This is a genomic window from Nocardioides panacisoli (assembly GCF_039537325.1).
Taxonomy (GTDB): Bacteria; Actinomycetota; Actinomycetes; order Propionibacteriales; family Nocardioidaceae; genus Nocardioides; species Nocardioides panacisoli.
In genome coordinates this window covers 12,108-36,901 of the sequence record NZ_BAABAH010000012.1, presented here as the reverse complement: position 1 = coordinate 36,901, position 24,794 = coordinate 12,108, and the positions used below count along the sequence as shown (strand labels likewise).

At 72.7% G+C, this 24,794-nt stretch carries 19 protein-coding genes; 6 read left to right on the top strand and 13 right to left on the bottom strand.

Translation table 11 applies throughout. The features are described 5' to 3' along the window. The first annotated feature begins 35 nt into the window (after positions 1–35). Entirely contained in the window at positions 36–761 is a 726-nt protein-coding gene (locus tag ABD709_RS15430; protein WP_344776985.1) for a DedA family protein, read from the top strand. Here ABD709_RS15430 and ABD709_RS15425 read toward each other — a convergent pair. Beyond that, the gene (locus ABD709_RS15425; RefSeq protein ID WP_344776983.1) at positions 758–1,624 is read right to left on the bottom strand and encodes an SDR family oxidoreductase; all 867 of its coding nucleotides are present in this window, start codon (positions 1,622–1,624) and stop codon (positions 758–760) included. The genes ABD709_RS15430 and ABD709_RS15425 overlap by 4 nt on opposite strands. Next, complete coding sequence (locus ABD709_RS15420) at positions 1,624–1,788, bottom strand: hypothetical protein (protein ID WP_344776981.1); 165 nt, start codon at positions 1,786–1,788, stop codon at positions 1,624–1,626. Before ABD709_RS15420 ends, ABD709_RS15425 begins: the two co-directional genes overlap by 1 nt. A 107-nt stretch (positions 1,789–1,895) precedes the next feature. On the opposite strand from ABD709_RS15420, the gene ABD709_RS15415 reads away from it, so the two are divergent. Continuing rightward, positions 1,896–4,703: a helix-turn-helix transcriptional regulator gene (locus ABD709_RS15415; RefSeq protein ID WP_344776979.1), complete on the top strand. Its 2,808-nt coding sequence runs from the start codon at positions 1,896–1,898 to the stop codon at positions 4,701–4,703. A 26-nt stretch (positions 4,704–4,729) separates the two neighbouring features. On the opposite strand, the gene pyrE is transcribed toward ABD709_RS15415, so the two are convergent. Then, positions 4,730–5,275, bottom strand: coding sequence for an orotate phosphoribosyltransferase (gene pyrE, locus ABD709_RS15410; protein ID WP_344776977.1), 546 nt, complete (start codon positions 5,273–5,275; stop codon positions 4,730–4,732). Positions 5,276–5,388: 113 nt separating this feature from the next. On the opposite strand from pyrE, the gene ABD709_RS15405 reads away from it, so the two are divergent. Beyond that, the gene (locus tag ABD709_RS15405) at positions 5,389–6,384 is read left to right on the top strand and encodes an FHA domain-containing protein (protein WP_344776975.1); all 996 of its coding nucleotides are present in this window, start codon (positions 5,389–5,391) and stop codon (positions 6,382–6,384) included. On the opposite strand, the gene ABD709_RS15400 is transcribed toward ABD709_RS15405, so the two are convergent. After that, positions 6,354–9,419 carry an FAD-dependent oxidoreductase gene (locus tag ABD709_RS15400; protein WP_344776973.1) on the bottom strand — a complete coding sequence of 1,022 codons (3,066 nt, stop codon included), beginning with the start codon at positions 9,417–9,419 and terminating at the stop codon, positions 6,354–6,356. The genes ABD709_RS15405 and ABD709_RS15400 overlap by 31 nt on opposite strands. A 126-nt stretch (positions 9,420–9,545) precedes the next feature. Here ABD709_RS15400 and ABD709_RS15395 point away from each other — a divergent pair, with 126 nt between their 5' ends. Then, entirely contained in the window at positions 9,546–10,709 is a 1,164-nt protein-coding gene (locus ABD709_RS15395; RefSeq protein ID WP_344776971.1) for a pyridoxal phosphate-dependent aminotransferase, read from the top strand. Here the strand turns inward: ABD709_RS15395 and ABD709_RS15390 are convergent. After that, entirely contained in the window at positions 10,699–11,679 is a 981-nt protein-coding gene (locus ABD709_RS15390) for a hypothetical protein (RefSeq protein ID WP_344776969.1), read from the bottom strand. The two genes, ABD709_RS15395 and ABD709_RS15390, sit on opposite strands and share 11 nt — an antisense overlap. A 66-nt stretch (positions 11,680–11,745) precedes the next feature. Further along, the gene (locus ABD709_RS15385) at positions 11,746–12,087 is read right to left on the bottom strand and encodes a response regulator transcription factor (protein ID WP_344776967.1); all 342 of its coding nucleotides are present in this window, start codon (positions 12,085–12,087) and stop codon (positions 11,746–11,748) included. Between the two features lie 151 nt (positions 12,088–12,238). Here ABD709_RS15385 and ABD709_RS15380 point away from each other — a divergent pair, with 151 nt between their 5' ends. Beyond that, positions 12,239–14,734 (top strand): helix-turn-helix transcriptional regulator, encoded by a 2,496-nt coding sequence (locus tag ABD709_RS15380; protein WP_344776965.1) that lies wholly within the window; start codon positions 12,239–12,241, stop codon positions 14,732–14,734. Then, entirely contained in the window at positions 14,731–15,237 is a 507-nt protein-coding gene (locus tag ABD709_RS15375) for a hypothetical protein (protein WP_344776963.1), read from the top strand. Before ABD709_RS15380 ends, ABD709_RS15375 begins: the two co-directional genes overlap by 4 nt. A 190-nt stretch (positions 15,238–15,427) precedes the next feature. Here ABD709_RS15375 and clpB read toward each other — a convergent pair whose 3' ends face one another. The 7 genes from clpB to dnaK all read right to left on the bottom strand — a co-directional run bounded on the left by clpB (position 15,428) and on the right by dnaK (position 24,658). Next, positions 15,428–18,028 carry an ATP-dependent chaperone ClpB gene (gene clpB, locus ABD709_RS15370; RefSeq protein ID WP_344776961.1) on the bottom strand — a complete coding sequence of 867 codons (2,601 nt, stop codon included), beginning with the start codon at positions 18,026–18,028 and terminating at the stop codon, positions 15,428–15,430. Between the two features lie 149 nt (positions 18,029–18,177). Further along, positions 18,178–19,083 (bottom strand): Abi-alpha family protein, encoded by a 906-nt coding sequence (locus ABD709_RS15365; RefSeq protein WP_344776959.1) that lies wholly within the window; start codon positions 19,081–19,083, stop codon positions 18,178–18,180. A gap of 12 nt (positions 19,084–19,095) precedes the next feature. Beyond that, positions 19,096–20,430 carry a DUF445 domain-containing protein gene (locus ABD709_RS15360; RefSeq protein WP_344776957.1) on the bottom strand — a complete coding sequence of 445 codons (1,335 nt, stop codon included), beginning with the start codon at positions 20,428–20,430 and terminating at the stop codon, positions 19,096–19,098. Positions 20,431–20,543: 113 nt separating this feature from the next. Continuing rightward, a complete protein-coding gene (locus ABD709_RS15355; RefSeq protein WP_344776955.1) occupies positions 20,544–20,978 on the bottom strand; it encodes a heat shock protein transcriptional repressor HspR in 435 nt (144 codons plus the stop codon). Between the two features lies 1 nt (position 20,979). Next, positions 20,980–22,161, bottom strand: a complete 1,182-nt coding sequence (dnaJ, locus tag ABD709_RS15350; protein WP_344776953.1) for a molecular chaperone DnaJ — start codon at positions 22,159–22,161, stop codon at positions 20,980–20,982. Between the two features lie 32 nt (positions 22,162–22,193). Then, entirely contained in the window at positions 22,194–22,805 is a 612-nt protein-coding gene (grpE, locus tag ABD709_RS15345; protein WP_344776951.1) for a nucleotide exchange factor GrpE, read from the bottom strand. After that, positions 22,802–24,658 (bottom strand): molecular chaperone DnaK, encoded by a 1,857-nt coding sequence (dnaK, locus tag ABD709_RS15340; RefSeq protein WP_344776949.1) that lies wholly within the window; start codon positions 24,656–24,658, stop codon positions 22,802–22,804. Before dnaK ends, grpE begins: the two co-directional genes overlap by 4 nt. Positions 24,659–24,794: the final 136 nt, after the last annotated feature.

Below are 24,794 nucleotides of genomic sequence, written 5' to 3'. Positions count from 1 at the left end.
GGTGGCGCTGGGCAGTGGCCGGTAGCGTGTACGACGTGAGCGTGCTCGCCCCCCTCGTCGCCGAGCCGATGCTGCTCGGGATGAAGTGGATGGAGCCGGACTGGCTTCTGCAGACCTTCGGCTCGGCCCTGTTCTGGCTGAGCCTCCTCATCGTCTTCATCGAGTGCGGCCTGTTCTTCCCGTTCCTGCCAGGCGACACGCTGCTCTTCGCGATGGGGCTGTTCATCGGCACCGTCAACAAGCACGGCGAGCCGCGCGTGGACATCGTCCCTGGCCCGCACCAGGTGGACCTGACTGTCGCCATCCTGCTGTTCGGCCTGGCGGCGTTCGCCGGCAACGTCGCGGGCTACGAGATAGGCCGGCGGATCGGCCCGCGGATCTACCAGCGCGACGGCCGGATCATCAAGCGGGAGTACCTCGACCGGACCTCCACGTTCTTCGAGAAGCACGGCCCGAAGGCGCTCGTCATCGGCCGGTTCGTGCCGTTCGTGCGGACCTACATCACCCTTGTCGCGGGCGTGACCCGGATGGACCGCAGTCGGTTCCTGGTCTGGAGCGGCGTCGGCGCGGCTCTCTGGGTCGTCACGATCACCCTCGCGGGTGACCTGCTCGGCCGCTCGTTCCCCTGGCTCGGCAACAACATCGACTTCGTGACGATCGGCCTGCTGCTGCTGACGGTGATCCCGATCTTCATCGAGGTACGCCGCAAGGCGCGCCACGAGGACGCCGCCCCGGAGGACGAGAAGCAGCTCGCCGACTAGCTGCCGCCGGTGCGGCGCCGGGCGTCCCGGGCCATCGCCACGGCGATCGCGCGGTCCAGCAACCGAGGGGCGTGGCGGGCCAGTCGGGTGCCGACGTGCGCGTCGATGCCAACCACGTACCGCTGACGCGGCCGGCGCGCCGTCAGCGCGTGCTCGATCGCCCGCACCACGCAGTCGGTCGGGATCGCCGCGTCCGCCGAGCGCTGCGCCTGGGCTCGGACCCACGCCTCCATCGCGCCGTAGCGCTGCTCCGCCTCGAGCCCGAACCGACTCAGTCCCTCGGTGCCGAGCGCCTTGTCCCACATGGGCGTCGCGGTGTTGCCGGGCTCCACGACCGACACCCTGATACCCGACGGGGCGAGCTCGCGCCGCCAGGAGTCACCGATCGCCTCGAGTGCGTGCTTCGACGCGGCATAGGGCCCGAGAAACGGCAGCGCCACCCGGCCGCTCATCGAGCTGATGAGGACCACCCGCCCGCCCGGGGCCGAGCGCAGCAGTGGCAGCACCGCCTGCGTCACGGCCACCTGGCCGAGCACGTTGGTCTCGAGCACGTCGCGGACAGCGTCGAGCGGGAGGTGCTCGAGCGGCCCGGCGACCTGGATCCCCGCATTGTTCACGAGTCCGTCGAGCCCATGACTGCCGACCGCGTCGGCGATCATCTCCGCCGCCGCCTTCACCGATCCGCTCTCGCGTACGTCGAGCAGGACCGGTCGGATCCGGTCCGTGCGGCCGAGCTCGGCGGCCGCCGCATCGCTGCGCACTCCGGCGAGCACCCGGTGCCCCCGCCCCGCGAGGTGCTCGGCCGCCGCGCAGCCGATGCCGGTCGACGCGCCCGTGACCAGGAAGATCGATCCGTCGTCCATCACAGCTCCTTGTCGGTGTGACCGGCGAGCCGCACGATCGACTCGCCGAGCTCGGTCCAGCCGGCGAACGCGAGCCATTGGCCGTCCCTGCGGATCCGCCCGGCGATGGCCTCGGCGGCGTCGATCTCGAGGACGAGCCGCACGCGGTGCGAGCTGGTTGTCATGTCCACGAGCCTGTCGCCACGAACGCGCGCGAACAGGGGGGCGGGTGCCCTACCTTTTGCCCGATGGAGCCGGCCGACCGGCCGCGCACCGCGCTTCAGGGGGATCCGTGTCCGCTGTCGTCGACCTGCTCGAGCGGGACGCCGCCCTCGCCCGCGTGGACGAGCTCGCCGGCGCGGCGCGGGCCGGGGAGGGCCAGGCGCTCGCGATCGTTGCACCGGCGGGCGTAGGGAAGACGTCCCTGCTCGCGGCCATTCGTGACCGGCTGGTGGCGCGCGGACACCTCGTCCTGTCGGCGAGCGGCACCGACCGCGAACGCTCGCTCCCGCACGCCACGACCCGGTCGCTGCTCGAGCCGGCGCTGACCGATCCCGGCCTCCGCGCCGACGTGCTGCGGGACGCGGCGGTCCCGGCCGCGGCGATCCTTGGCGGCGCCGCCGCACCGGGTCCGCTGCAACACTCGCTGTACTGGACGGTGGCGAACCTCGCCGCGCACGGTCCGCTCGCGCTGCTCGTGGACGACGCCCACGAGTGCGACGACGCCTCCATCGACTTCCTGGGGTACCTGGCTCGCCGGGTGACCGACTTGCCGGTCATCATCGTGGCCGCGCTGCGGCCGGCCGCGCAGGTCGCGTGGTCGCCCGCGCTCGAGGCCCTGCACCGCGACGTCGGCGAGCTGCAGCTGCCGCCGCTGACCGATGGGGCGGCAGCCGTCCTGCTGGGGCGCCTCATGAATGGGCCGGTGTCGCGAGGATTCATCGAGACCTGCGTACGGGCTACCGGCGGGAACCCGTTCTACCTGACCGAGCTCGCCCGCGACCTGGAGCGCCGCGGCATCGACCCGTCCGGTGACCAGCTGCCCCATGCCGACACCATCGCCCCACCCGCGATCGTGCGCAGCGTGCTGCTCCAGATGGCCGTCCTCGCCCCGGCGGCGCCTCGCTTGGCGCACGCCTGCGCGGTGCTGGGGGACGGGTGCCGGCTCGACCACGCGGCACAGCTCGCGGAGGTCCCGATCGACGAGGCGGCGACGGCCGCCGACGCTCTGGTCGCATCCGGCGTGCTCGTCGACGACGCAGGTGGCCTCCGGCTCGCCCACCCGATCTTGCGTGCGTCGGTGCTGGGAGACGTCGGGCGCCACGAGCGGGCACGGTGGCACGCCCGGGCAGCCGCCGTGCTCCGCTCCCGCGGAGCTCCGGTGGGGGTGGTCGCCACCCACCTCAAGGCGACCGAGCCCGCAGGCGACCCGGAGACGGCCGACCTGCTCCTGCAGGCGGGCGAGCAGGCCCTCGGCGCGGGCAGCCCACACGCGGCCGTCGCGCTGCTCCGGCGCGCACGCGACGAGCCGCCGTCCCCCGCGGCGGTCGGCGACGTGGAGTTCCGGTTGGGGGTGGCCGAGGCCCAGGTCGGGGACCTCGCAGCGATCGAGCACCTGGTCACCGGCATCCGGCTTGCGGACGACCCCGACACGGCGACGGAGCGAGCACTCCTGTTCGCCGAGCTGGCACGCAAGGCGTCGCTCGTGCCTCTGGCGGTCGACGCGCTCGACACGGTCCTCGCGTCCACCCGGAGCACCAGGCTCCGTTCGCTCGCGGCCGCCGACCGCTACTGGATCGGCCGGACCAGCACGACGACGTACGCCCGGGTCCGGGGCCAGCGCGGTGACCTGGACCGGGCGCTGGCTCACCCCGACGCCGAGGTCAGCCGCGTCGCAGCCTGCCACCTCGCGACCGAGGCGGCGGTGGCAGGGCCGCTCACGGACCTGCACCGCTACCTCGACCTGGCGCTGGCCCCGCCGGGCCTTCTCGCGCACATCAGCATCGACTCCGCCGCTCTTGCCGGCGCGCTGTTCGCCCTGACGGTGGGCGAGCGGCACGCCGACCACGACGCGCTCACGACCGAGGTGCTGGAGAAGGCCGGGCGCACCGGCAACTGGGTCGCGCACGTGCTGGCCACGATCTACCGCGGGATCGAGCTGCCGCGTCTTGGGCAGGTCGGGGCCGCCGCGACGGAGGTCTCGGACGCCATGGCGCTCGCGACCGAGGCCGGCTGGCCCATGGGATCCGCCGAGCTGCCGGCCGTCCAGGTCGCCGCCCGGCTGTGGATCGGCGACGTTGCGGGTGCTGCCGACGTCGTGGCCGACGTTCCGTTCGACCTGGCGAACCCGACCACCGTGCCGGTGGCGATGCTGCTCCACACCCGCGGCGAGGTCGCCCTCCGGCGGCACGACCCGCGGGCCGCGCTCGGCGACGCCACCGCCGCCGGCGCCTGCCTGGAACAGCTCGCTGTGCGCAACCCCGCCATCACCGCGTGGCGGCGGACGGCGTCCGCGGCCCTGCGCGTCCTCGGCGAGCAGCGTCGGGCGACGGAGCTCGCCGAGGAGGAGCTCGGACTGGCCCGGTCCATGAGTGGTCCTGCCGTCCAGGCCGGGTCGCTGCGCGCCCTGGCGGCTCTCGTGCCGGGGCCTGAGGCGGTCGAGCTGCTCGCCGAAGCCGACGGGCTGGTCGCCGGAGGCCCGGCACTGCTCGAGCGGGCGCTGGTCGCCTACGAGCTCGGCGCGGCCCTGCGCCGCACCGGGCGGCCCACGGATGCGCGCCGCCACCTCGCCGCGGCGCTCGACCTCGCCGACCGCTGTGGCGGCACGGCGCTGGCCGCGTCGGCCCGGGAGGAGATCGCTCTCGCCGGCGGCCGGCCGCGTCGTACCCGGGTCACCGGCGTTGCCGCGCTGACGCCCGCGGAGAGCAGGGTCGTGCGACTCGCGGCCAAAGGGACCACGAACACGGTGATCGCCCAGACCCTCTTCGTCTCGCGCAAGACGGTGGAGAAGCAGCTGGCGAGCGCCTACGGGAAGCTCGGCATCTCCTCCCGGGCCGGACTCGCGCAGATCGACCTCTCCGGCCTCGAGAGCGGGTCATAGGCCGGCTGCTCGGCCTTGAGGTGCGGTCAGGCGCCGGCCGCGGCACGCGCCGCGTCGAGCTCGGCCTTGGTGAGCACCGCGCGCACCTCCAGACCGACGTCGGCCAGCGGGTTCTCCCCCGCCGGGCTGCGGTCGATGGCGCACACGACGGTCTCGACGACCGCACCGGCCGCGCGCAGCGCGTTGGTCGCGTCGCGCACGGCGCCTCCGGTCGTGATCACGTCCTCGATGAGCGTGACCCGCTTGCCGGCGAAGTCCGGTCCCTCGGCGAGCTTGGCGGTGCCGTACTCCTTCGCCTTCTTGCGCACGAACAGCGCCGGCATGCCGAGCAGCTGGCTGACGGCGGTCGCGATCGGGATGCCGCCCATCTCCAGCCCACCGAGCACCTCGGTGTCGGCCGGCAGCAGCTGAGACATCTCCCGGGCCACCCGGGCGAGGAGCAGCGGGTCGGCCTCGAAGAGGTACTTGTCGAAGTACTCGCTGCTCACCTGGCCGGACCGGAGCGTGAACTCCCCGGTCAGCCGGCAGGTGGCGTCGATGTCGGCAGCGAGCTCGGTGTCGGTAGACGTCACGGGGCGAACGTACCTGACTCCTCGGTCGCGATTTCCCTCGGTGCACGACGGATTCGTCAGGTGCGTCGCGATGGTCGTGGCACGCTGTTCATGAGTCGAGAAGGGGGTCCGCGGTGATCGGGCACGACAGGACCGGGGTGCAGCCGGGCGAGGGGATCGTCGCCCGGTTCGGTGCGGTGGCAGCGGCGATCGGGCCCGGGCCCGACGCGTTCACCGATCCCCTCCTCGACCTGCTCGCGGAGCCTGCGGCGCCTGTCGAGCTGCTCTGGTCGGTCGCGGCACTCGTGGCGAGCCGCCGACCCGACGTACCGCCGTTCGTGCTGCTGGTCGGCGACCGCGAGGATCGCCGGGTCGTGCGGTACGGCACCGCGCGCGTCCTGTTCGACGGCGCCGAGCCCGGGTCCGGCGACGTGTGGACCTGGCGCGAGGACCCCGTCCCGGCCGGGACCCACACCGTCGCGCTCACGGTCGTCGACGGTCCGGTGACCCCGCACCCGCACACCAACCTGCGCGACGGCACCTCCCGCGGCACCGGTCTGGTGCTGCAGGTCGACGGCGGCGGACCGCGGGTTCCCACACCGCCCACCAAGCCGGCGCCGCCCCGCTCGCCCGGCGCTCAACCCGTGGCCAGCCAGGCCGGCTTCGCGCCGGTGACGCCCGCGCACCCGCTGGACGAGCCCACTCCTGCGCTCGGCAGGGGGGCGCCCGTGCCCGCCCCTCCGATCTCGGAGGTGGTCCCGGGTGACACGGTCGTCCTCGCGGCCGACCTGCTCGCGCTGGAGTCCGCGGACGGGCGCCGGATCCCGCTCGACCGCGACTACGTGATCGGCCGGAACCCTCGTCAGGACCCGTCGGTGACGGCGGGGTCGGCCTCGCCCGTGCGGGTGCCCGAGGACGACAACCTGGTCTCGCGGGTGCACGCGTTCGTCGACGTCCGCGGCGACGCGGTCGTCGTCCGCGACAGCGCCTCGGCGAACGGCACCTTCTTCGCGCGGCCCGGCGACCGGGAGTGGACCAGGATCGGCCGGGAGCCCGTGCAGCTCGCTCTCGGCTGGAGCATCCGGATCGGCCGGCAGGTCTACACCGTCGTGGGCAAGGACTCCGGCTGAGGGGCGGCCCTGACAGCCATCCAGTCACCGGCACGCAGCCGCGCCAGCGCCTCCGGGCCGAGCCTCGTCCCCCTCTTGACGGCCGTTGTCGCCGCCGAGAGGAACTCCGGAGCCGCACCGAGGACCAGCACGCCAGCCACGACGTCGCCGGCGAGCAGCAGTCGGCGGTAGAGCGGGACGGCGGGGAGGTCCTCGGTCAGCACCACGTCCCCCGGCTCCGGCTCGACCCGGCCGACGGCCGAGAGGTCGAGGTCGACGCCCTTGAGGATCATCGCCGGGAGGTCCGCCTCGATCGACTCGTCGCCGCCCAGGGCGTTGGCAGCGGCAACCTCGGCCTGCTTCGTGGCGACCGGCCACAGCCCGAGGACTCGCGCGTCGTGCTCGGCCGCGTCGCCGACGGCGTAGACGTCCGGGGCGCTGGTGCGCATCCGGTCGTCGACGACGATCCCGCGGTCGACGGCGAGGCCGGCCCGCCGGGCGAGGTCGACGTTCGGCGTGATGCCGATCGCGGCGAGGAAGATCCCGGCGGGGAGCAGGGAGCCGTCGTCCAGCCGGACCTGCTCGAGCACGCTGCCACCCTCGAGGGCGGCCGCGGAAGCGCGGTAGCGGACCGCGATGCCCGCGCGGGTGAGGTGCTCGTGCACGAGCTCGCTCGCGCGGGCGTCGATGTTGCGCGGCAGCAGCCGCGTGTTGCGCTCGAGGACGGTGACGGTCAGGCCCAGCCGCCGCAGCGCCCAGGCTCCCTCGAGCCCCAGCAGCCCGCCGCCGGCCACCACGGCGCGCGTGACACCGTGCTGCTGGGCGTACGCCCGGATCCGGCCGGCGTCCTCCGCGGTCCGGAGCACGAAGGTGCCGGGGCCACCGAAACCGCGAAGGGGCGGCACCGTGCCCTGCGCACCGGTCGCGAGGATCAACCTGTCGTAGAAGAGGTGTTCACCCGTGCCGAGCCGCACCGAGCGCCCCGCGGTGTCGACGTCCGTCGCCAGGGTGTTCAGCCAGGTCGTGACCCGGTGGTCGTCGTACCACTCCTCCGGCAGGAGGGACAGACCGCTCATCGCGGAGCGGCCGTAGACGATCCGCGAGATGCCCATCCGGTTGTAGAGCAGGTGCGGCTCCTGGCCCACGAGGTGGATCTCGCAGTCGGGGTGCCCACGGCGCACGAAGTCGGCCGCGGTGACCCCGCCGACACCGGTGCCGATCACCACGACGCTGGTGATCGAGCGGTCGAACGAGGGCGGCGGCGTCTCGACGGATGCTCCCCGATCCGGTGTGAGACCGACGGTGACCGGGCCGCCGGTCGCGCGGGCGCAGCACGCCAGCCGGGTGTTCGGCGCGAGGCCGAGCCGCCGGAGGGTGCTCAGCTCCTCCTCCTCGGCCACCGACAGGTGCTCGGCACCTCCGACCACGGCGACCGGGTCGGCGCCGCACACGCCCATCCGGCAGCCGGCCTCGATCTGCAGGCCGCAGCTCTCGGCCAGCTCGAGCACGCTCTGGCCGGTCGTCGCCGAGGCAGTCGGCCCACCGACGAAGGCGACCTCTGCTGCGGGCGCCTCCGCGACCGTCGGCACGACCGGCATCCCCAGGTCGGTGACCTCGTCCTGCCCGGTCTCGGCGAGGTAGCGGCGCTCGGCCCAGTGCGTCCGCAGCAGCCACACCAGCGTCAGCGGAGCGACCACGGCGAGGACCGGCCAGCGCAGCCAGCCGGGATTCGCGGTCCCCAGCAGGGTGCTCAGCGCGGAGCCGGCGCGCGGAGTGCCGTAGTAGTAGAAGAGGTTGAGCGCGGCCGCGCCGGCCAGTGCGGTCACCATCCCGGCGGAGACGCCGAGGAACACCTCGAGCACGAGGAAGCATGCGACGCTCGCGGCGACGAACAGAGCGAGCCGGCCATAGGTCTGGGGCGTAGTGAGGGCGGGCTCGCCCAGCAGCGTGAAGAAGCCCGCCACGAATCCCGGCAGAGCGCTCGCGAACAAGCGGCGCGGCTGGGACCAGCGGCTGTCGAGGTCGTGGAGGTCGGCCTGCTGCGCCAGCTGCGGCTGGAAGTCGTAGCAGTTGCGGGTACACGCCAGGCAGGGCTGGCAGTGGCTGTTGGGCGAGAGCACGAACGGCGTCTGGCCGTAGAGCCGTTGCACGGGCAGCAACGGGCAGATGCTGCTGCACCACCCGCTCTTGCCCTTGAACACCACCCCCATCGCGAAGGCCGACAGGATGATCACGGCGAGCAGCGCCGCGGTCGCCGTACCGCTGCTGTTGAAGAGCGCGAGCCGCGCCCCGGCGATCCCGAAGAACAGGGTGATCGCGACGACGTAGCCCCGCTCGCTCCACCACCGCGGCGCGGTGCGGCCGAGGGTGAACCCGAGCACCCGAGCCGACTGGTTCGCGGAGGAGAGCGGGCAGATGTTGCGCCAGACGCCGGGCGCGACGAAGAACAGGATCGGCAGGACCGGCACCACGACGCCGAAGAACAGGGCGAGCCCGGTCGTCGGCCGGACGACGAGCGTGACGACGAGAGCGAGGTAGGCCGCCACCGACCCGACCCGCACGACGCGCCAGGCCCGCACCGGGATCCGCCGGGGCAGCTCCTGGTAGGTACGGAACGCCGCGTGGGTGTCCGGCCCGGCCCTGAGCCACACGACCGCCGCCCGGAGGGGCGTGGTCGCAGCCGGCGCCACGAGCACCGGCGGCGCGGGGAGCGGAACCGAGTCCGCCGGGAGCACGCGCGGGCCGGGAGTCGGGGTCGATCGCGGCACCGGGAGCCGCACCACCAGCTCGGTGCGGCCGAGCCGGATCACGTCACCGTCGGCGAGCGCGGTCCGCGAGGTCACCGGCCTTCCGTTGACGAGCGTGCCGTTGCGGCTGCCGAGGTCCACGACCGACAGCCCGAGAGGGCTCGGGAGCAGCTTGAGGTGACGCCGCGAGACACCGTCGTCGTCGATCCGCAGCCCGTCGGCGCCGCGGCCCACCTCGAGCCCGCGGTCGACCGGAACCGTTCGCGGCGCGCGGCCCAGCTCCCGCACCTCGACCTCGGGCGCGACCATGTCGTTCCCCCGTCCCAAACCGGTGGACCCGAGACATCCGAGTCGAGTGTAGGTAAAGGAACCGCAATCCGACACGGGGTGATCCCGCGCGCATCGGCGGCCCGCGACGTGCGGTTACATGGGCACATGCGCCACGCCCGACGCCTCGACGGCATCCCGCCGACGATCTTCGCCGAGATGTCCGCGCTGGCCGTGCGGACCGGCTCGGTCAACCTCGGCCAGGGGTTCCCGGACAGCGACGGCCCGCCCGAGGTGATCGAGGAGGCGATCGCGGCCCTCCGCGGCGGGCGCAACCAGTACGCACCCGGGATCGGCGTCCCCGAGCTCCGGACCGCCATCGCCCGCCACCAGCAGCGGCACTACGGCATCGAGCTCGACCCCGACCGCCAGGTCGCCGTGACCACCGGGTGCACCGAGGGCATCGCTGCCGCGCTGCTCGGCCTGGTCGACCCGGGCGACGAGGTCGTCGTGCTCGAGCCCTACTACGACTCCTACCTCGCGATGATCGGCTTCGCCGGCGGAGTACGCCGGCCCGTCCCGCTGCGAGCGCCGAGCTTCCGGCTGGACCCCGACGAGCTGCGCGCGGCCGTCGGTCCGCGCACGAGCCTGATCCTGCTGAACTCCCCGCACAACCCGACCGGCTCGGTGCTGACCCGCGAGGAGCTCGAGGCGGTCGCCGCCGTCGCGCAGGAGAACGACCTGATCGTGGTGACCGACGAGGTCTATGAGCACCTCACCTTCGACGGGCGCCGGCACGTCCCGATCGCCACCCTGCCCGGCATGTTCGAGCGCACGCTGACCCTGTCCAGCGCTGGCAAGTCCTACTCGTTCACCGGCTGGAAGGTCGGCTGGGCGACCGGGCCCGCCGACCTGGTCGCGGCCCTGGTCGGCGCCAAGCAGTGGCTCACGTTCACCTCGGGCGCGCCGCTGCAGCCCGCGGTCGCGGCCGCGCTCGACGAGTGCCCGGACTTCCCCGCGAAGCTCGCGCGCAGCCTCGAGGAGCGGCGGGACCGCCTGGCCGCCGGCCTCACGGCGGCCGGCCTGTCGCCGTACACCCCGGAGGGGACCTACTTCACGACCACCGACATCACCGACCTCGGTTGGGCCAACGGCCGCGAGTTCTGCCTGGCCCTGCCCGAGCGGGCCGGGGTCGTCGCCGTGCCGATGGCCGCGTTCTACGACCACCCGGACGGCGACGGGCGGCACCTGGTGCGCTGGGCGTTCTGCAAGGACGAGCCGGTCATCGACGAGGCGGTCCGCCGGCTGGCCGCCGCCGACCTCAGCGCCTGATCCAGGCGCGCGCGTCCGCCCGGAGCAGCAGCGAGCAGGTCACCGCCGCCGCAGCGACGAGCACGACCAGGTAGGGAGCCGCCAAGCTCGTCACGAGCAGCAGCAGGCCTGCCGCCGCTGCGGACACGATCAGCGCGATCCACGCCCACATCACCCGGCGGAACGCCAGCACCGCGAGCACGGCCCCCGCGATGCACCAGACGACGACGACGACCGCCAGCACCAGCGTGGCCGCGACGATCTCACTGCGGCTGAGGTCTGCGACGTACGGCCCGGACTGCTCGGCCTGCTTGACCATCTCGTCGAAGGTGTCGTCCGGCATCAGCATGATCGCGACCTCGGCCAGCAGCATCCCGCCCGCGACCAGCGCGGTGCAGACCCAGGTGACGATGCAGGCCGCGACGATCGCGGGCGGCCGGGCCGGCCGCACCGCGACCGGCGGGGCGGCGTACGCGAACGGCTGCTGGGGAGGCGCGAGCGGCGGGGGCGCGACCGGCGGGCCGGGCTGCGGCTGCGGCACCGGCTTGGTGGCGACCGGGGCGGCCGAGGTACCTCGGAACCAGTCGCGGGTCGGCTGCACCCAGAGCATGGCGACGCCGGCCGCGACCATCGGGGCCAGGAATCCTGCGGTGGCGAGGCCGCCGACGAGGACCAGCGGTGCCAGGCAGGTCAGCGCGAGCCGAGCGCTCGTCGAGCGGCGCAGAGCGTGGAAGCCGAGGATCGCCGACGCGGTCGCGGCTCCAGCCGCGATCATCGCCAGGACCCGGATGACGTCCGACAGCATGTTGACCGTCAGGCCGGAGCCGTCGATGGGCGGCTCCGAGAGGAGCTTGCGCAGCTCGTCCTGGACCTCGAGCGTGTGCAGGCCGGCGATCCGCTGCCATGCGGCGACGACGAGTACGACCGAGCCGCCGATGATCAGCCACCCGGCGAACGTCGTCTGCCCCGGTCGCGGCGCCTGCTCGGTCATGGCCTCCATTGCACCAGACGCCCGGCGGCCGGCCCGAGGCGGGACGGCCGCCGGAGCACCCGGTGGTCAGGCGAGCGCGCGCAGCCCCTGCGCGGGGTGGTTCGTGCGGCAGGAGCAGCGGTCGCGCTGCGCCGTGCGCTCGCCCATGAACCCGCTGGTGTAGGCCAGCACGACCAGCTGCAGCCGGTCGCGCCGATTCAGCTTGGTGAGCAGCCGGCGTACGTGGCTCTTCACCGTCGAGACGCTCACGAACAGCTCCTCGGCGATCTCGGCGTTCGAGCGGCCCAGCGCGAGCAGGGTGAGCACGTCGACCTCGCGCCGGGTCAGCCGCGGCCCGCGGCGCGGGGCTATCGGCGCGACCGGCGCGACCGGCGCGGGGGCGAGGGGGGTGGCAGTAGCAGTTGACATGAGGGGTTCCTCCAGAAACACAAGTGGCTTCGAATGCCCCAAGGCTCGCGGTCGCGGTCGGTGCGCGGCATCGTGCAAATGCGCCAACCTCCCCCCGACGGATGCGCGAATTCCCCCGCAAGGATGAATTTTCCCTTTTACCTTTAGCCGGGTGGGGGAACTGCTGGTAGGGCGCTCCGAGCCCGCCCGGGCGCTGGTCGACCAGCTCGCCGAGCGGGCCTGGCCGGTCGTCCTGTACGGCGAGGCCGGCGTCGGCAAGACCGCGCTGGTCCGCGCCGCGCTCGGCGGGCGCGGCTACCGCGAGGGCGGCTGCCTCGCGACGCTGTCGTGGTCGCCGTACCTGCCGCTGCGACGCGCGTTCGGCCCCGACCTGGACCCCGAGACCTGGGACGGTGACGCGGAGTACGTCGCCGAGGCCGTCACCGCTGCGCTCGGCGAGGACATCCTGTTCGTCGACGACGCGCAGTGGGCGGACCAGGACACGGTCCGGGTGCTCGAGCTGCTCGCTGCGACCGTGCCGCTGGTGCTGACCGTCCGCCGCGGCGACCAGGGGGCGGCCGCGCTGCTCGCCCGGATCGCCGCCGGCGCGCGGATCGACCTCGAGCCGCTCGACGGGGAGGACGCCGCCGAGCTGGTCCGCACCCTCCGGCCGCGGCTCACGCCGAGCGAGGTCGCCGAGGTCGTCGACCGCTCCGGCGGCAACCCGCTGCTGATCGAGGAGCTCGCTGACGCCGACCGCGGCACCGAGAGCCTGCACCGGGCGATGCTCGCCCGCTGCCGCGACCTGCCCGAGCAGCAGCTCGAGGGGCTGGCGCTCATGACGCTGGCCGGCCGGCCGCTGCCCGAGCGGGCGATCCCGGGCGCCGAGGGGCTCATCGAGAGCGGGCTGGCCCGGTCGACGGACGGCTACGTCGCGATGCGGCACGCGCTGGTCCGCGAGGTGGTGGGAGAGCTGATCTCCGAGGAGCGGCGGATCCGCTGCCACCAACGGCTCGCGGAGGTGCTCACCCACCCCGGCGAGCAGGCGGTCCACCTGCAGGCGGCCGGTGACTGCGGGGCGGCGTACGACGCGGCGATGCGGGCGGTCGAGGAGGCCGCGACCACCGGGGAGCGGGTGGCGCACCTGCAGACCGCGGCACGGTGCGTCGGCACCGAGAGCGGCGCGGAGTTCCGGCTGCAGGCCGCGGAGGCCGCGAACGAGATCGGCGAGTGCGACACCGCGGCGGCGCTCCTGGACGGCCTCCCGGACCGGGCGGACCTGCGGTTCCGGATCGCCCGCCAGCGCACCGACATCGCGTACTTCCGTGGCGACGCCGAGGCGCACCGCGCCGCGCTCGCCGCCCAGGTCGAGGCGGCGACGCCCGGCACCATCGAGGAGCTGCTCACCCTCGTCGAGCGAAGCTTCCTGAAGCTCGTCGTCGACAGCGACGTACCTGCCGCTGCCGTCCTCGCCGAGCAGGCGCTCGCTCTCGCCGAGCGGATCGACGAGGGTCACGTGGCCGCGCTGAAGGCCGTCGCGGACGCCTACTACCTGGGCTCCGACCCGCGCTGGCGCGACGCCTACCCGGCGGCTCTGCAGCGCGCCCAGGAGGAGGGCGACTTCGCCCGCGAGTGCCGCATCGCCAACAACTACATCTCGGCGACCGAGACCTACGGACCCCAGTCCGTGGCCCGCGAGCTCGCGCGGACGATGGCGCTGCGCTGCGCCGACGCCAAGCTGCTCGGCCTGCAGCGCACCTTCGACTTCCGCAGGGTCAACCTGGCGGCGCACGCGTGCGAGTACGACGTCGTGCTCGCGGAGGCGTCCACCCTGGCCGCCGCCCCGACGGGGCTCGGCGTGCTCGACCGCACCGACCTGCTGTTCACCCTCGCGATCGCCCAGGTGGACCTCGGGCTGGTCGATCTCGGGCTCGAGACCACCGAGCGGATCGAGTCGCTCGGAAGCGAGCGCGGCCACAGCAACTACCACCTGGTGCGGTCGTGGGCGTTCCTCGAGCTGCGGCGCCACGACGACGTGCTCGTCGAGGAGAAGGCCTTCCGGGAGTACGAGCACGACCTCGCGCGGATCGCCTTCGCCACGCCGGTTTTCGCGTGGGCCGCCCGGGAGACGGGCGCGCCGCACCCCACCGCCCCGGACGTGCGCCCGCGCGGCCTCCTCGGCGGAGCGCTCCGCGAGGTGGACGCCATCGCCCTGCTGCGCGAGGAGGAGTACGAAGCGGCGGCCGTCGCGTTCGCGAACGCCGCGGCGGCCTACGAGGGGACCCACCAGCGAGCCGGCGCCCGCTGCCGCTGGGCGCACGGTGAGGCGCTGAGGCTCGCCGGCGACCCGGCCGCCGCGGCCGCCCTGGTCGACGCCGAGGCCCACGCGCGCGGGCTCCGGCTCGTGCACGTGGTGAGCCGCTGCGAGCGCTCGCTCCGGGCGCTCGGCGTACGCCGGTCCGCGGCGACGACGCGCACGGACAGCTCTCCGCTGACGGCCCGCGAGCTCGAGATCGTGATGCTCGCGGCCGAGGGCCTCACCGACAAGGCGATCGCCGCGCGGCTGGGGATCGCGCACCGCACGGTGCAGACGCTGGTCGCCAACGCGCGCCGCAAGGTCGGCGCCGAGAACCGCCGCCACCTGATCAGTCTGGTGAGCGGCGGATGACCCTGCCCTACGTGGTCGTCGAGGCCGGGCCGGACGCCCTCGCCGAGGCGCGCGGCGAGCTCGGCTCCCGGGGCTGGCGCGTCGTCGACCACCTCGACATCGGTCACCGGGAGGGCGGGCTGGTGTACGCGCTGCCGGTCGCGAGCGCCGACGACGCCGCCGTGGCACTGTTCACGGCCATCGAGGGCGTCGGGCTCCTCGTCGACGCCGCCTCCGCGCCCCGTCCGGTCGTCGACCGACTCTGCGACGACCTGCGCCGGCTCGGGCACCTCGACCACCGGGTCTCGGGCGGTGGCCCGATGCTCACTGCCGAGGAACGGGTGCTCATGGACCTCCTCGCCGGCGGCTCGACGCTCGGCGCCGCCGCCGACGCCCTGCACCTGTCCCGCCGGTCCGCCGACCGCCGCCTCGCGGCCGCCCGGACCAAGCTCGGCGCCGACGCCACCGGAGCCGCCATCGCGGCGTACCGACGCCGCCTCGATCGCCTCCCCCGCCCCGCCTGAACCCTCGTCGAACCCCGTGTTGGAGCACGTCGAACCGTCAGTTCGAGCGTGTCGAACCTTCAGTTCGGGACGGTTGGAACTGCTGACTCAACGTGCTCGAAGCCAGGGTTCGACGCGCTCGAACTCAGGGTTCAACGTGCTCGAACTGACGGTTCAACGTGCTCGAAGTCAGGGTTCGACGTGCTCGAACTCAGGATTCAACACGCAGCTCCAGGCCGTCGACGGAGTCGGGGGCGCGGTCGACGGTGACGGTGCCGCCGTCGGTGACGGTGCCGGCGAGGATCGCCTTGGCGAGCCGGTCGCCGATGGCCGTCTGCACCAGCCGGCGCAGCGGGCGGGCGCCGTAGGCGGGGTCGTAGCCCGTCTCGGCCAGCCACTGCTTCGCGGCGTCGGTGACCTGGATGTTGATCCGGCGCACGGACAGCCGCTTCTCCAGCGACGCGAGCTGCAGGTCCACGATGTGCGTCAGGTCGTCCTTGGACAGCGCGTCGAAGGTGACGATCTCGTCGAGCCGGTTGAGGAACTCCGGCTTGAAGCTCTGCCGCACGACCGCGAGCACCGACTCCTTCTTCTTCTCGGGGTCCAGCGTCGGGTCGACGAGGAAGTGCGAGCCGAGGTTGGAGGTCAGGATCAGGATCGTGTTCCGGAAGTCCACGGTCCGGCCCTGGCCGTCGGTGAGCCGGCCGTCGTCGAGCACCTGCAGCAGCACGTCGAACACCTCGGGGTGCGCCTTCTCGACCTCGTCGAGCAGCACGACCGAGTAGGGCCGGCGCCGCACCGCCTCGGTGAGCTGACCGCCCTCCTCGTAGCCGACGTAGCCCGGAGGCGCACCGACCAGCCGCGCGACCGCGTGCTTCTCGGCGTACTCGCTCATGTCGATCCGCACGATCGCCCGCTCGTCGTCGAACAGGAAGTCGGCGAGCGCCTTCGCGAGCTCGGTCTTGCCGACACCCGTCGGACCGAGGAACAGGAACGACCCGGTCGGCCGGTCCGGGTCGGAGATCCCCGCCCGCGCCCGGCGTACGGCGTCCGAGACCGCACGCACCGCGTCGGCCTGGCCGATCAGCCGGGCACCGATCACCTGCTCCATCTCGAGCAGCTTCGCGGTCTCGCCCTGCAGCATCCGGCCGGTCGGGATGCCGGTCCACGCCTCGACGACCTCGGCCACCTGCTCGGCGCCGACCTCCTCGCCGACCAGCTTCTCGGTGGCCGACACCTCGACCGCCTCGACCGCCTTGATCTGCTCCTCGAGCGCCGGGATCCGGCCGTAGAGGATCTCGCTGGCGCTGCCGAGGTCGCCCTCGCGCTGCAGCCGCTCGGCCTCACTGCGCAGCTGGTCGAGCTGGCGGCGCAGCTCACCCTCGCCCTCGAGCGAGGACTTCTCGCGCTCCCAGCGCGCCTCGAGCCCCCGCAGCTCCTCCTGCTTGTCGGCGAGGTCCTGCCGCAGCGCCTCGAGCCGCTCGACCGACGCGTCGTCGGACTCCTTGGCGAGCGCGAACTCCTCCATCTTGAGCCGGTCGACGTGGCGCCGCAGCTGGTCGATCTCCTCCGGGGAGGACTCGATCTCCATCCGCAGCCGGGACGCCGCCTCGTCGACGAGGTCGATCGCCTTGTCGGGCAGCTGTCGCCCGGAGATGTAGCGGTCGGACAGGGTCGCAGCGGCGACCAGCGCGGCGTCGGTGATCCGGACGCCGTGGTGGGCCTCGTACTTCTCCTGGATGCCGCGCAGGATCTGGATCGTGTCCTCCACGGAGGGCTCGCCGACGAAGACCTGCTGGAACCGCCGCTCCAGGGCGGGGTCCTTCTCGATCCGCTCGCGGTACTCGTCGAGCGTGGTGGCGCCGATCATGTGCAGCTCACCGCGCGCCAGCATCGGCTTGAGCATGTTGCCCGCGTCCATCGCCGAGTCGCCGCCGGCACCCGCGCCGACGACCGTGTGCAGCTCGTCGATGAACGTGATGATCTGCCCGCCGGCGCTCTTGATCTCCTCGAGCACGGCCTTGAGCCGCTCCTCGAACTCACCGCGGTACTTCGCTCCGGCGACCATCGCGGCGAGGTCCAGGCTCAGCACCCGCCGGCCCTTGAGGCTGTCGGGCACGTCGCCGTCGACCACGCGCTGCGCGAGGCCCTCGACGACGGCGGTCTTGCCGACGCCGGGCTCGCCGATGAGGACGGGGTTGTTCTTGGTACGGCGCGAGAGCACCTGGATGACCCGCCGGATCTCCGCGTCGCGCCCGATGACCGGGTCGAGGCGACCCTCCTCGGCGGCGGTGGTCAGGTCGACGGAGTACTTCTCCAGCGCCTCGTAGGTCGACTCCGCGTCCTGCGACGTCACCCGCCGGTTGCCGCGGACCGCGGTCAGCGACTCGCGCAGCCCGTCGGCGCTCAGGCCGGCGTCGTGGAGGACCTTCTGCGCCGAGCTCTCCACGGTGGCCAGCGCGATCAGCAGGTGCTCGCTGGCGACGTACTCGTCCTTCATCGACCGCGCCAGGTCCAGCGCCTGGGCGAGCACCCGGGTCAGCGCGGCGGACGCGGCGGGCTGCTGCACGGTCGCACCGGAGGCCGACGCCAGCGCGTCGCGCGCGGCGGCAGCGGCGTGCACGAGGGTCGAGACGTCCACGCCGGCCTTGGCGACCAGGTTGGCGGCCGTCCCCTCCTGCTGCAGCAGCAGCGCGACGAGCAGGTGGATCGGCTCGGTGGTGGAGTGGCCCGCCGTCGTGGCGGACAGCTGGGCAGCCTCGATCGCCTCGCGGCTGCGGGTGGTGAACTTGTCGGCACCGAACGTGCTCATGCGCGGGCTCCTGGACGTGAGTTGCTCTGATCGTGTCGTGCCCGTCCCGGGATTGCCAGGGTCGGACGTCATAGATCACAACTCATCCAAAGTTGAGTCTGTTCCACTCAACTCTGAGATTTTCGACCTCGCGCGGCGCTGGCGCTCACTCAGTCGACATCCAGGTCCGGCGGCGTCTCGTGCTCCGGCAGGTCGGTGCTGGCAGCGGTCCGCTCGTCGACCAGGGCGTCCTTCACGAACTCCTCGCCGAACGGCGTGAGGTGGATGGATCTGCGGACGACCTTGGTGAACTTCACCGAGTGCAGCGCCTTGAGCACGTCCGGCTGCGCCTCGAGCACCTGGTACTCCATGTGCTCGCGCAGCGGCTCCCGCGAGAACCAGACCAGGCCGAGCCGGAACAGGTTGTTGAGGTAGGACGGCACCTGGTCCAGGTAGCGCAGCCCGGCTCGCGCCCCGACCATGTTGAGGCCCGGGGCGATCAGCTGGCTGCTCACCATGCCGATCGGCCCGCCGGTGCGGATGTCCACGCTGGGCTGCGGGCCGTCCTTGAGCAGCATCACCAGGATCCGCGCCTCGTCCGGCGCGAGCTCGTCGAGGATCCGGTCGAAGGCAGGGTGCCGGTTGTCGGTCGCCCACACGTCGCGGGACCGCTCCAGGAGCTCGTGCCCGCGCTCGCGGAGGCTGGTCTGGCGGGTGGAGATCACCTCGCCGACGGCCTCGGCACGCGGCCGCTCGGGCGCCCCGCCGAGCGACTCGCCGGCCCTGAGCAGGACCGTGCCCACCGGTACGCCGTCCGCCACCTGCCGCGCGATGTCGCCGACCGCGTTGACGACGGCCCCGACCTCGCGGATCAGCTCGGCCGCCTCGGCGCGGTTGGTGGCGGCACGACCGACCCGGCGCCAGTTGCGGGCGGTCGCGCGCAGTCCCCAGCCGGTGGTGTTCACCGCGGCGACCGCTGCGACCCGCGCGAGGCCCGGGAGCGACTCGACCACGGTCCCGTTGACCGCCACGGCCGGCAGCCGGGGCAGCCCGTCCCTGTCGAGATCGTCAGTCATCAGTGCCCTCCATCATCCGGGCGGGAACCCGGGGATCCAGCCCCAGGTGAAGAAGCCGAGGTGGATGAAGCCGCCCGCCGCCCCCATGATCGCGCCGTGAGCGTAGAGCATCCACTCGTCCTCCTTGATGGCGGACCGCATCATCTCCACGAAGTCCCGAGGCGGTAGCTCCTTGGTACGGCGGGCGATCAGCACACGGATCTTCGCCGACTGGCGCCGGCTGAACTCGGGGTCGCGGAACGGGGTGATCGTGCGGCCCACCGCCTCCCGCGCGAAGGACTCGCGGATGTTGTCGAACTTCTCCGCGCCCACGACCACCCGCGCCGCGCCGCGCAGCGGACCGGCGGCCTTGTCGATCGCGGGCTTCATCGCGGTGGCGATCATGTGCCGGGTGCGGTCGCCGCGCGGGCCGTCCATCAGGAAGTCGCCGATCCGCTCGAGCGTGATCACGTCGTCGGCGATGATCCCGGCGTAGACCTCGGCGCACTCGGCCTGGCGGCGCAGGAACAGGCCCTGCACCTTGATGCCGAGGATCCGCCGGGGCTCCGGCGGCTCGAAGATCAGCCACATGCCGAGCGCGTTGGTGGTCCACCCGACGATCACGCCCATGATCGGCAGCAGCCACGCGAGGTGCCAGGTCTGGTCGACGATCGCGACCGGGATCCCGAGCAGGAAGCCGAAGATGAAGCCGAACGCGACCATCAGGTTCAGCTCGCGCTGGCCGACGTCGCGGAAGACGCGGACCACGAGCGCGGGGTTCTTCCGGAAGTGGTCGATCACCATGATCTTCGGGTCGAGCAGCTGGTTGATGTGCACGCCGATCTCGTCGGTGATCGTGGTGACGACGTTCGGCAGCTGCGCCTGGACCCGGTTGATGACGCCCTGCTTGAGCGGCGCGGGCAGGTCGCGCCACATGCGCGGGTGCTCGCGGGAGAGGATCTCGTCCACCATCTGCGGCAGGTCGGGCTCGAAGACGCGGACGATGTGGGCCGCGATCTCCTCGGGCTCCAGCTGGGCGTAGAACTCCGCCGGCGTGCCGAGCTTGGCGATCACCTTGTCGACCGCGATGCTGCCCATCTTCGCGGCCCGGGCGGGCACGATGCCCTGCCAGCCGATGCCGCCGTCCGGGATGCCCGGGACCTCCTGCAGCTTGCGCGGGATGACCGTCGCGATCTCGCGCAGGCCCGGCACCTTGAAGCCGTAGAACTTCACCGGGCTGAAGAGCATCCAGAGCCCGGACCAATTGATCAGCCAGCCGATGATCCCGGTGAAGAACGGGATCGACACGAACTCGAACCAGTTGACGCCGGCGGCCCAGTCGGACAGCCAGTCCATCACTGCGTCCACGCGCACCCCTCGCCGGTGATCAGGCCGCCCCATGGCCCTGGAAGCCTTGAGGCTAGTGGTTCTCGTGACAACCGGCACAGACATCCGGGCTGCGGACGCTGCGGCGAGCGGCGCTAGCGGGGCCGGCGCCAGACGACGACCGACTGCCCCGGCTGCGACTGGCGGAGCACCGGGAGGTTGCCCGAGCGCTCCTGCCGCGCGCCGACCGCCTGGCGCAGCGCCTCGAGCGCCGCCTCCAGCTCCGCGCTCAGCTCGGCGTTGCGGGCCCGCAGCGCGGCGACGGTGTTCTCGAGGTCGAGGATGCGGCGCACGCCCTCGATCCCGATGCCGGACGAGGTCAGCTGCGCGATCTCGCGCAACCGCTCGATGTCGAGGAAGGAGTAGCGCCGCCCGCCGCCCGCCGTACGGCCGGGCGTGATCAGCCCCATCCGCTCGTAGGTGCGCAGCGTCTGCGGGTGCAGCCCGCTGAGCTCGGCGGCGACGCTGATCACGAAGACGGCGGCGTCCGGCGGCGGGGTCTCCGGGCCGGGGGTACGTCGCGTCGCCATCTCACTCACCGTCCGGGAACAGGTTGGCGCGCAGCGGGGTCGACCCCGTCGCGGCGGCGTAGGCCTGGAGCGCCTGCCGGGCCTCGTCGCTGAGCGTCGCGGGGACTTGGACCTCGACCGTGGCGAGCAGGTCGCCGTGGCTGCCGTCCTTCTTCCGGGCGCCACGGCCGCGGATCCGGAACGTGCGGCCGTTGGGCGTGCCCGCCGGGACCTTCAGCGTCACCGGCGCGCCCCCGAGGGTCGGGACCTTGACCTCGGCGCCGAGCGCCGCCTCGGTGAACGAGATCGGCACCTCGAGCGTCAGGTCGTCGCCCTTGCGGCCGAAGATCCGGTGGCCGGTGACCTTCACGGTGACGAACAGGTCGCCCGCCGGGCCGCCCCGCTCGCCGGGCGCACCCTTGCCGCGCAGCCTGATCCGCTGGCCGTCCTTGACGCCCGCGGGGATCTTGGCCTGGATGGTGCGCACCGAGCTGCCGCGGCCGGTGCCGTGACACGTCGGGCACGGGTCGTCGTAGACCAGTTGCCGGCCGCCGCAGCCGGGGCACGTCTCGTTCATCGAGAACGCGCCGCCGACGGAGGCGACCACGAACCCGGTGCCGTCGCAGGTCGGGCAGCGGTGCGGCGTGGTGCCGGGCTTGCCGCCCGTTCCGGCGCAGGTCGGGCAGGCGCCCTCCGCGGCGATCCGGAGGCTGACCGTGACGCCCTCGAGCGCCTCGGCGAAGCCGATGGTCGCCGTGGTCTCGAGGTCGGCGCCACGGGCGGCCCGTTGCTGGCGGCGGCCGAAGCCGCCGCCGAACAGGTCGCCGAACAGGTCGCCGAAGCCTCCGCCGCCTCCGGAGTGCTGCTGGCGCAGCAGGTCGTCGACGTCGAACCCCGCGCCGCCACCGCCACCGAAGCCGCCCGCCGGGAACCCGCCGCTCGCGAACAGCCGGCGCGCCTCGTCGTACTTCTTCCGCTTCTCGGGGTCGCCGATGACGTCGTAGGCCTCGGCGACGGCCTTGAACTTGTCGTGCTTGGCCTTGTCGTCGGGGTGGGAGTCGGGGTGGTTGGCGCGCGCGAGCTTGCGGTAGGCCTTCTTGATCTCGTCCGCCGTCGCCGTCTTCGCGACGCCGAGCTCCTTGTAGAAGTCCTTCGTCGCCCAGTCCGCGCGGATGCCGCCCCCATCACTGCCAGGGTCAGCCATGCCAGCTCACCTCCTCCCTGTCCTTCATCGCCTCACTTCTCCTCGGGATCGACCACCAGCACCTGAGCCGCACGCACCACGCGGTCACCGATCTTGTAGCCGGCCTTGGCGACGACCTTGCAGGTGGTCACCTCGACCTCGGCGTCGGTGCCGATGTGCGACAGCGCCTCGTGGACGGTCGGGTCGAACGGGTCGCCGGGCTCGCCGAACTTCACCAGGCCGAGCCCGGTGACGATCCGCTCGAGCTGCTCGGCGACCGCCTTGAAGCCGCCTTCGAGCGGCTCATGCTCCCGCGCCCGGTCGATGGTGTCGAGCACCTCGATGATCGGCGCGAGCGCGGCGTAGGTCGCGTTCTGGCGTACGAGCTCACGATCCCGCTCGACCCGGCGCTTGTAGTTGACGTACTCGGCCTGGAGCCGCTGCAGGTCGGCGGTCAGCGCGCCGACCGCCTGCTGCGCGCCGGCCAGCTCGTCGTCCATCGCCGCCTCGTCCTCGGCAGCTGGGGCCTCGGGCCCGCCCTCCGCCGGAGCGGAGGGCGGGTCGAAGTCCCGGGACGACTGCATGACGACGTCCTCGGCCCCGGAGGGCCCCGACGGCTCGGCCGGTCGCGCCTCTGTCGTCTCCTCGGGCCGGCGCTCGGTCACTTGTCCTCGCCCGGCGCCGCGTCCTCGTCGTCCACGATCTCGGCCTCGACGACGTCCTCGTCGGACTCACCCGTGGCACCGGTGCTACCCCCGGCCGCCGCGGCGTCCGCGTCGGCGGCGGCGTACATCGCGGCGCCCATCTTCTGGCTGGACTCACCCAGCTTGGTGATCGCGGCCGTGAGCTCGTCCTTGTCGGACTCCGCGTTCTCGAGGACCTTCTTGAGCGCCTCGACGTCGGCGGTGACCTCGGTCTTCACGTCCTCCGGGATCTTGTCGCCGTTGTCCGCGAGGAACTTCTCGGTCGTGTAGACGAGCTGGTCGCCCTGGTTGCGCACCTCGACGACCTCGCGACGGGCGGCGTCCTCGGCGGCGTACTGCTCCGCCTCCTTGACCATCCGGTCGATGTCGTCCTTGGACAGCGCGCTGCCGCCCGAGATCGTCATCGACTGCTCGCGGCCGGACGCCTGGTCCTTCGCCGACACGTGGACGATGCCGTTGGCGTCGATGTCGAAGGTGACCTCGATCTTCGGCACGCCGCGCGGGGCCGGCGGGAGGCCGGTCAGCTCGAAGTTGCCGAGCGGCTGGTTCTGCGCCCACATCTGGCGCTCGCCCTGCGCGACCTTGATCTCGACCGACGGCTGGTTGTCGTCGGCGGTCGTGAAGATCTCGCTCCGCTTGGTCGGGATCGTGGTGTTGCGCTCGATCAGCGTGGTCATCACGCCGCCCTTGGTCTCGATGCCGAGGCTCAGCGGCGTCACGTCGAGAAGCAGCACGTCCTTGACCTCACCGGCGAGCACGCCGGCCTGGAGCGAGGCGCCGACGGCGACGACCTCGTCGGGGTTCACGCCCTTGTTGGGCTCCTTGCCGCCGAGCAGCTCCTTGACCAGGTCGGTCACGGCGGGCATCCGGGTGGAGCCACCGACGAGCACGACGTGGTCGATGTTGGCGACGCTGACCCCACCGTCCTTGAGGACCGACTCGAACGGCTTCTTGGTGCGGTCGAGCAGGTCGGCGGTCATCCGCTGGAACTCCGAGCGGGTGAGCCGCTCCTCGAAGTGCAGCGGGCCGTTCTCACCGTGGGTGATGTAGGGCAGGTTGATGTGCGTCTCGCTCGAGGAGGAGAGCTCGATCTTCGCCTTCTCCGCGGCCTCCTGGAGGCGCTGCTTGGCGATCTTGTCCGCGCCGAGGTCGACGCCGTTGTTGTCCTTGAACTTCTTGATCATCCACTCGACGACGCGGTTGTCCCAGTCGTCACCGCCGAGGTGGTTGTCACCGCTGGTGGCCTTCACCTCGACGACGCCCTCGCCGATCTCGAGCAGTGACACGTCGAACGTGCCGCCACCGAGGTCGAAGACCAGGATGGTCTGGTCGTCGCCCTTGTCCAGGCCGTAGGCCAGCGCGGCCGCGGTCGGCTCGTTGACGATCCGGTCGACCGTGAGGCCCGCGATCTCGCCGGCCTCCTTGGTGGCCTGGCGCTGGGCGTCGGAGAAGTACGCCGGGACGGTGATGACCGCGTTGGTGACGGTCTCCCCGAGGTAGGCCTCCGCGTCCCGCTTCAGCTTCTGCAGGATGAAGGCGCTGATCTGCTGGGGGGTGAAGCTCTTGTCGTCGATCTTGACGTCCCAGTCGGTGCCCATGTGGCGCTTGACCGACCGGATGGTGCGGTCGACGTTGGTGACCGCCTGACGCTTGGCGACCTCGCCGACGAGCACCTCACCGCTCTTGGCGAAGGCGACCACGGACGGCGTGGTCCGTGCACCCTCCGCGTTGGCGATGACCGTGGGCTCGCCGCCCTCGAGGACCGCGACGACGCTGTTCGTCGTACCGAGGTCGATGCCGACAGCTCGTGCCATGTTGTGTTCCTCCCGATGCTGGACCCGGCAGCCGCAGCGGCGCCGGAGCAGATTAGTTGAGTCGCTTCGACTCAAGTCTTACACAGCAGCCAACCGCCCGCGACCCGGGGTTGTTCCCGACGACGCGGAGGTATTT

Coding starts and splice junctions, on each gene's coding strand:
- ABD709_RS15375 (WP_344776963.1), top strand. CDS start 14,731: ATGACCCTGCCCTACGTGGTCGTCGAGGCCGGGCCGGACGCCCTCGCC.
- ABD709_RS15390 (WP_344776969.1), bottom strand. CDS start 11,679: ATGACCGAGCAGGCGCCGCGACCGGGGCAGACGACGTTCGCCGGGTGG.
- ABD709_RS15395 (WP_344776971.1), top strand. CDS start 9,546: ATGCGCCACGCCCGACGCCTCGACGGCATCCCGCCGACGATCTTCGCC.
- ABD709_RS15355 (WP_344776955.1), bottom strand. CDS start 20,978: ATGGCGACGCGACGTACCCCCGGCCCGGAGACCCCGCCGCCGGACGCC.
- ABD709_RS15365 (WP_344776959.1), bottom strand. CDS start 19,083: ATGACTGACGATCTCGACAGGGACGGGCTGCCCCGGCTGCCGGCCGTG.
- clpB (WP_344776961.1), bottom strand. CDS start 18,028: ATGAGCACGTTCGGTGCCGACAAGTTCACCACCCGCAGCCGCGAGGCG.
- ABD709_RS15420 (WP_344776981.1), bottom strand. CDS start 1,788: ATGACAACCAGCTCGCACCGCGTGCGGCTCGTCCTCGAGATCGACGCC.
- dnaJ (WP_344776953.1), bottom strand. CDS start 22,161: ATGGCTGACCCTGGCAGTGATGGGGGCGGCATCCGCGCGGACTGGGCG.
- dnaK (WP_344776949.1), bottom strand. CDS start 24,658: ATGGCACGAGCTGTCGGCATCGACCTCGGTACGACGAACAGCGTCGTC.
- ABD709_RS15400 (WP_344776973.1), bottom strand. CDS start 9,419: ATGGTCGCGCCCGAGGTCGAGGTGCGGGAGCTGGGCCGCGCGCCGCGA.
- ABD709_RS15385 (WP_344776967.1), bottom strand. CDS start 12,087: ATGTCAACTGCTACTGCCACCCCCCTCGCCCCCGCGCCGGTCGCGCCG.
- ABD709_RS15425 (WP_344776983.1), bottom strand. CDS start 1,624: ATGGACGACGGATCGATCTTCCTGGTCACGGGCGCGTCGACCGGCATC.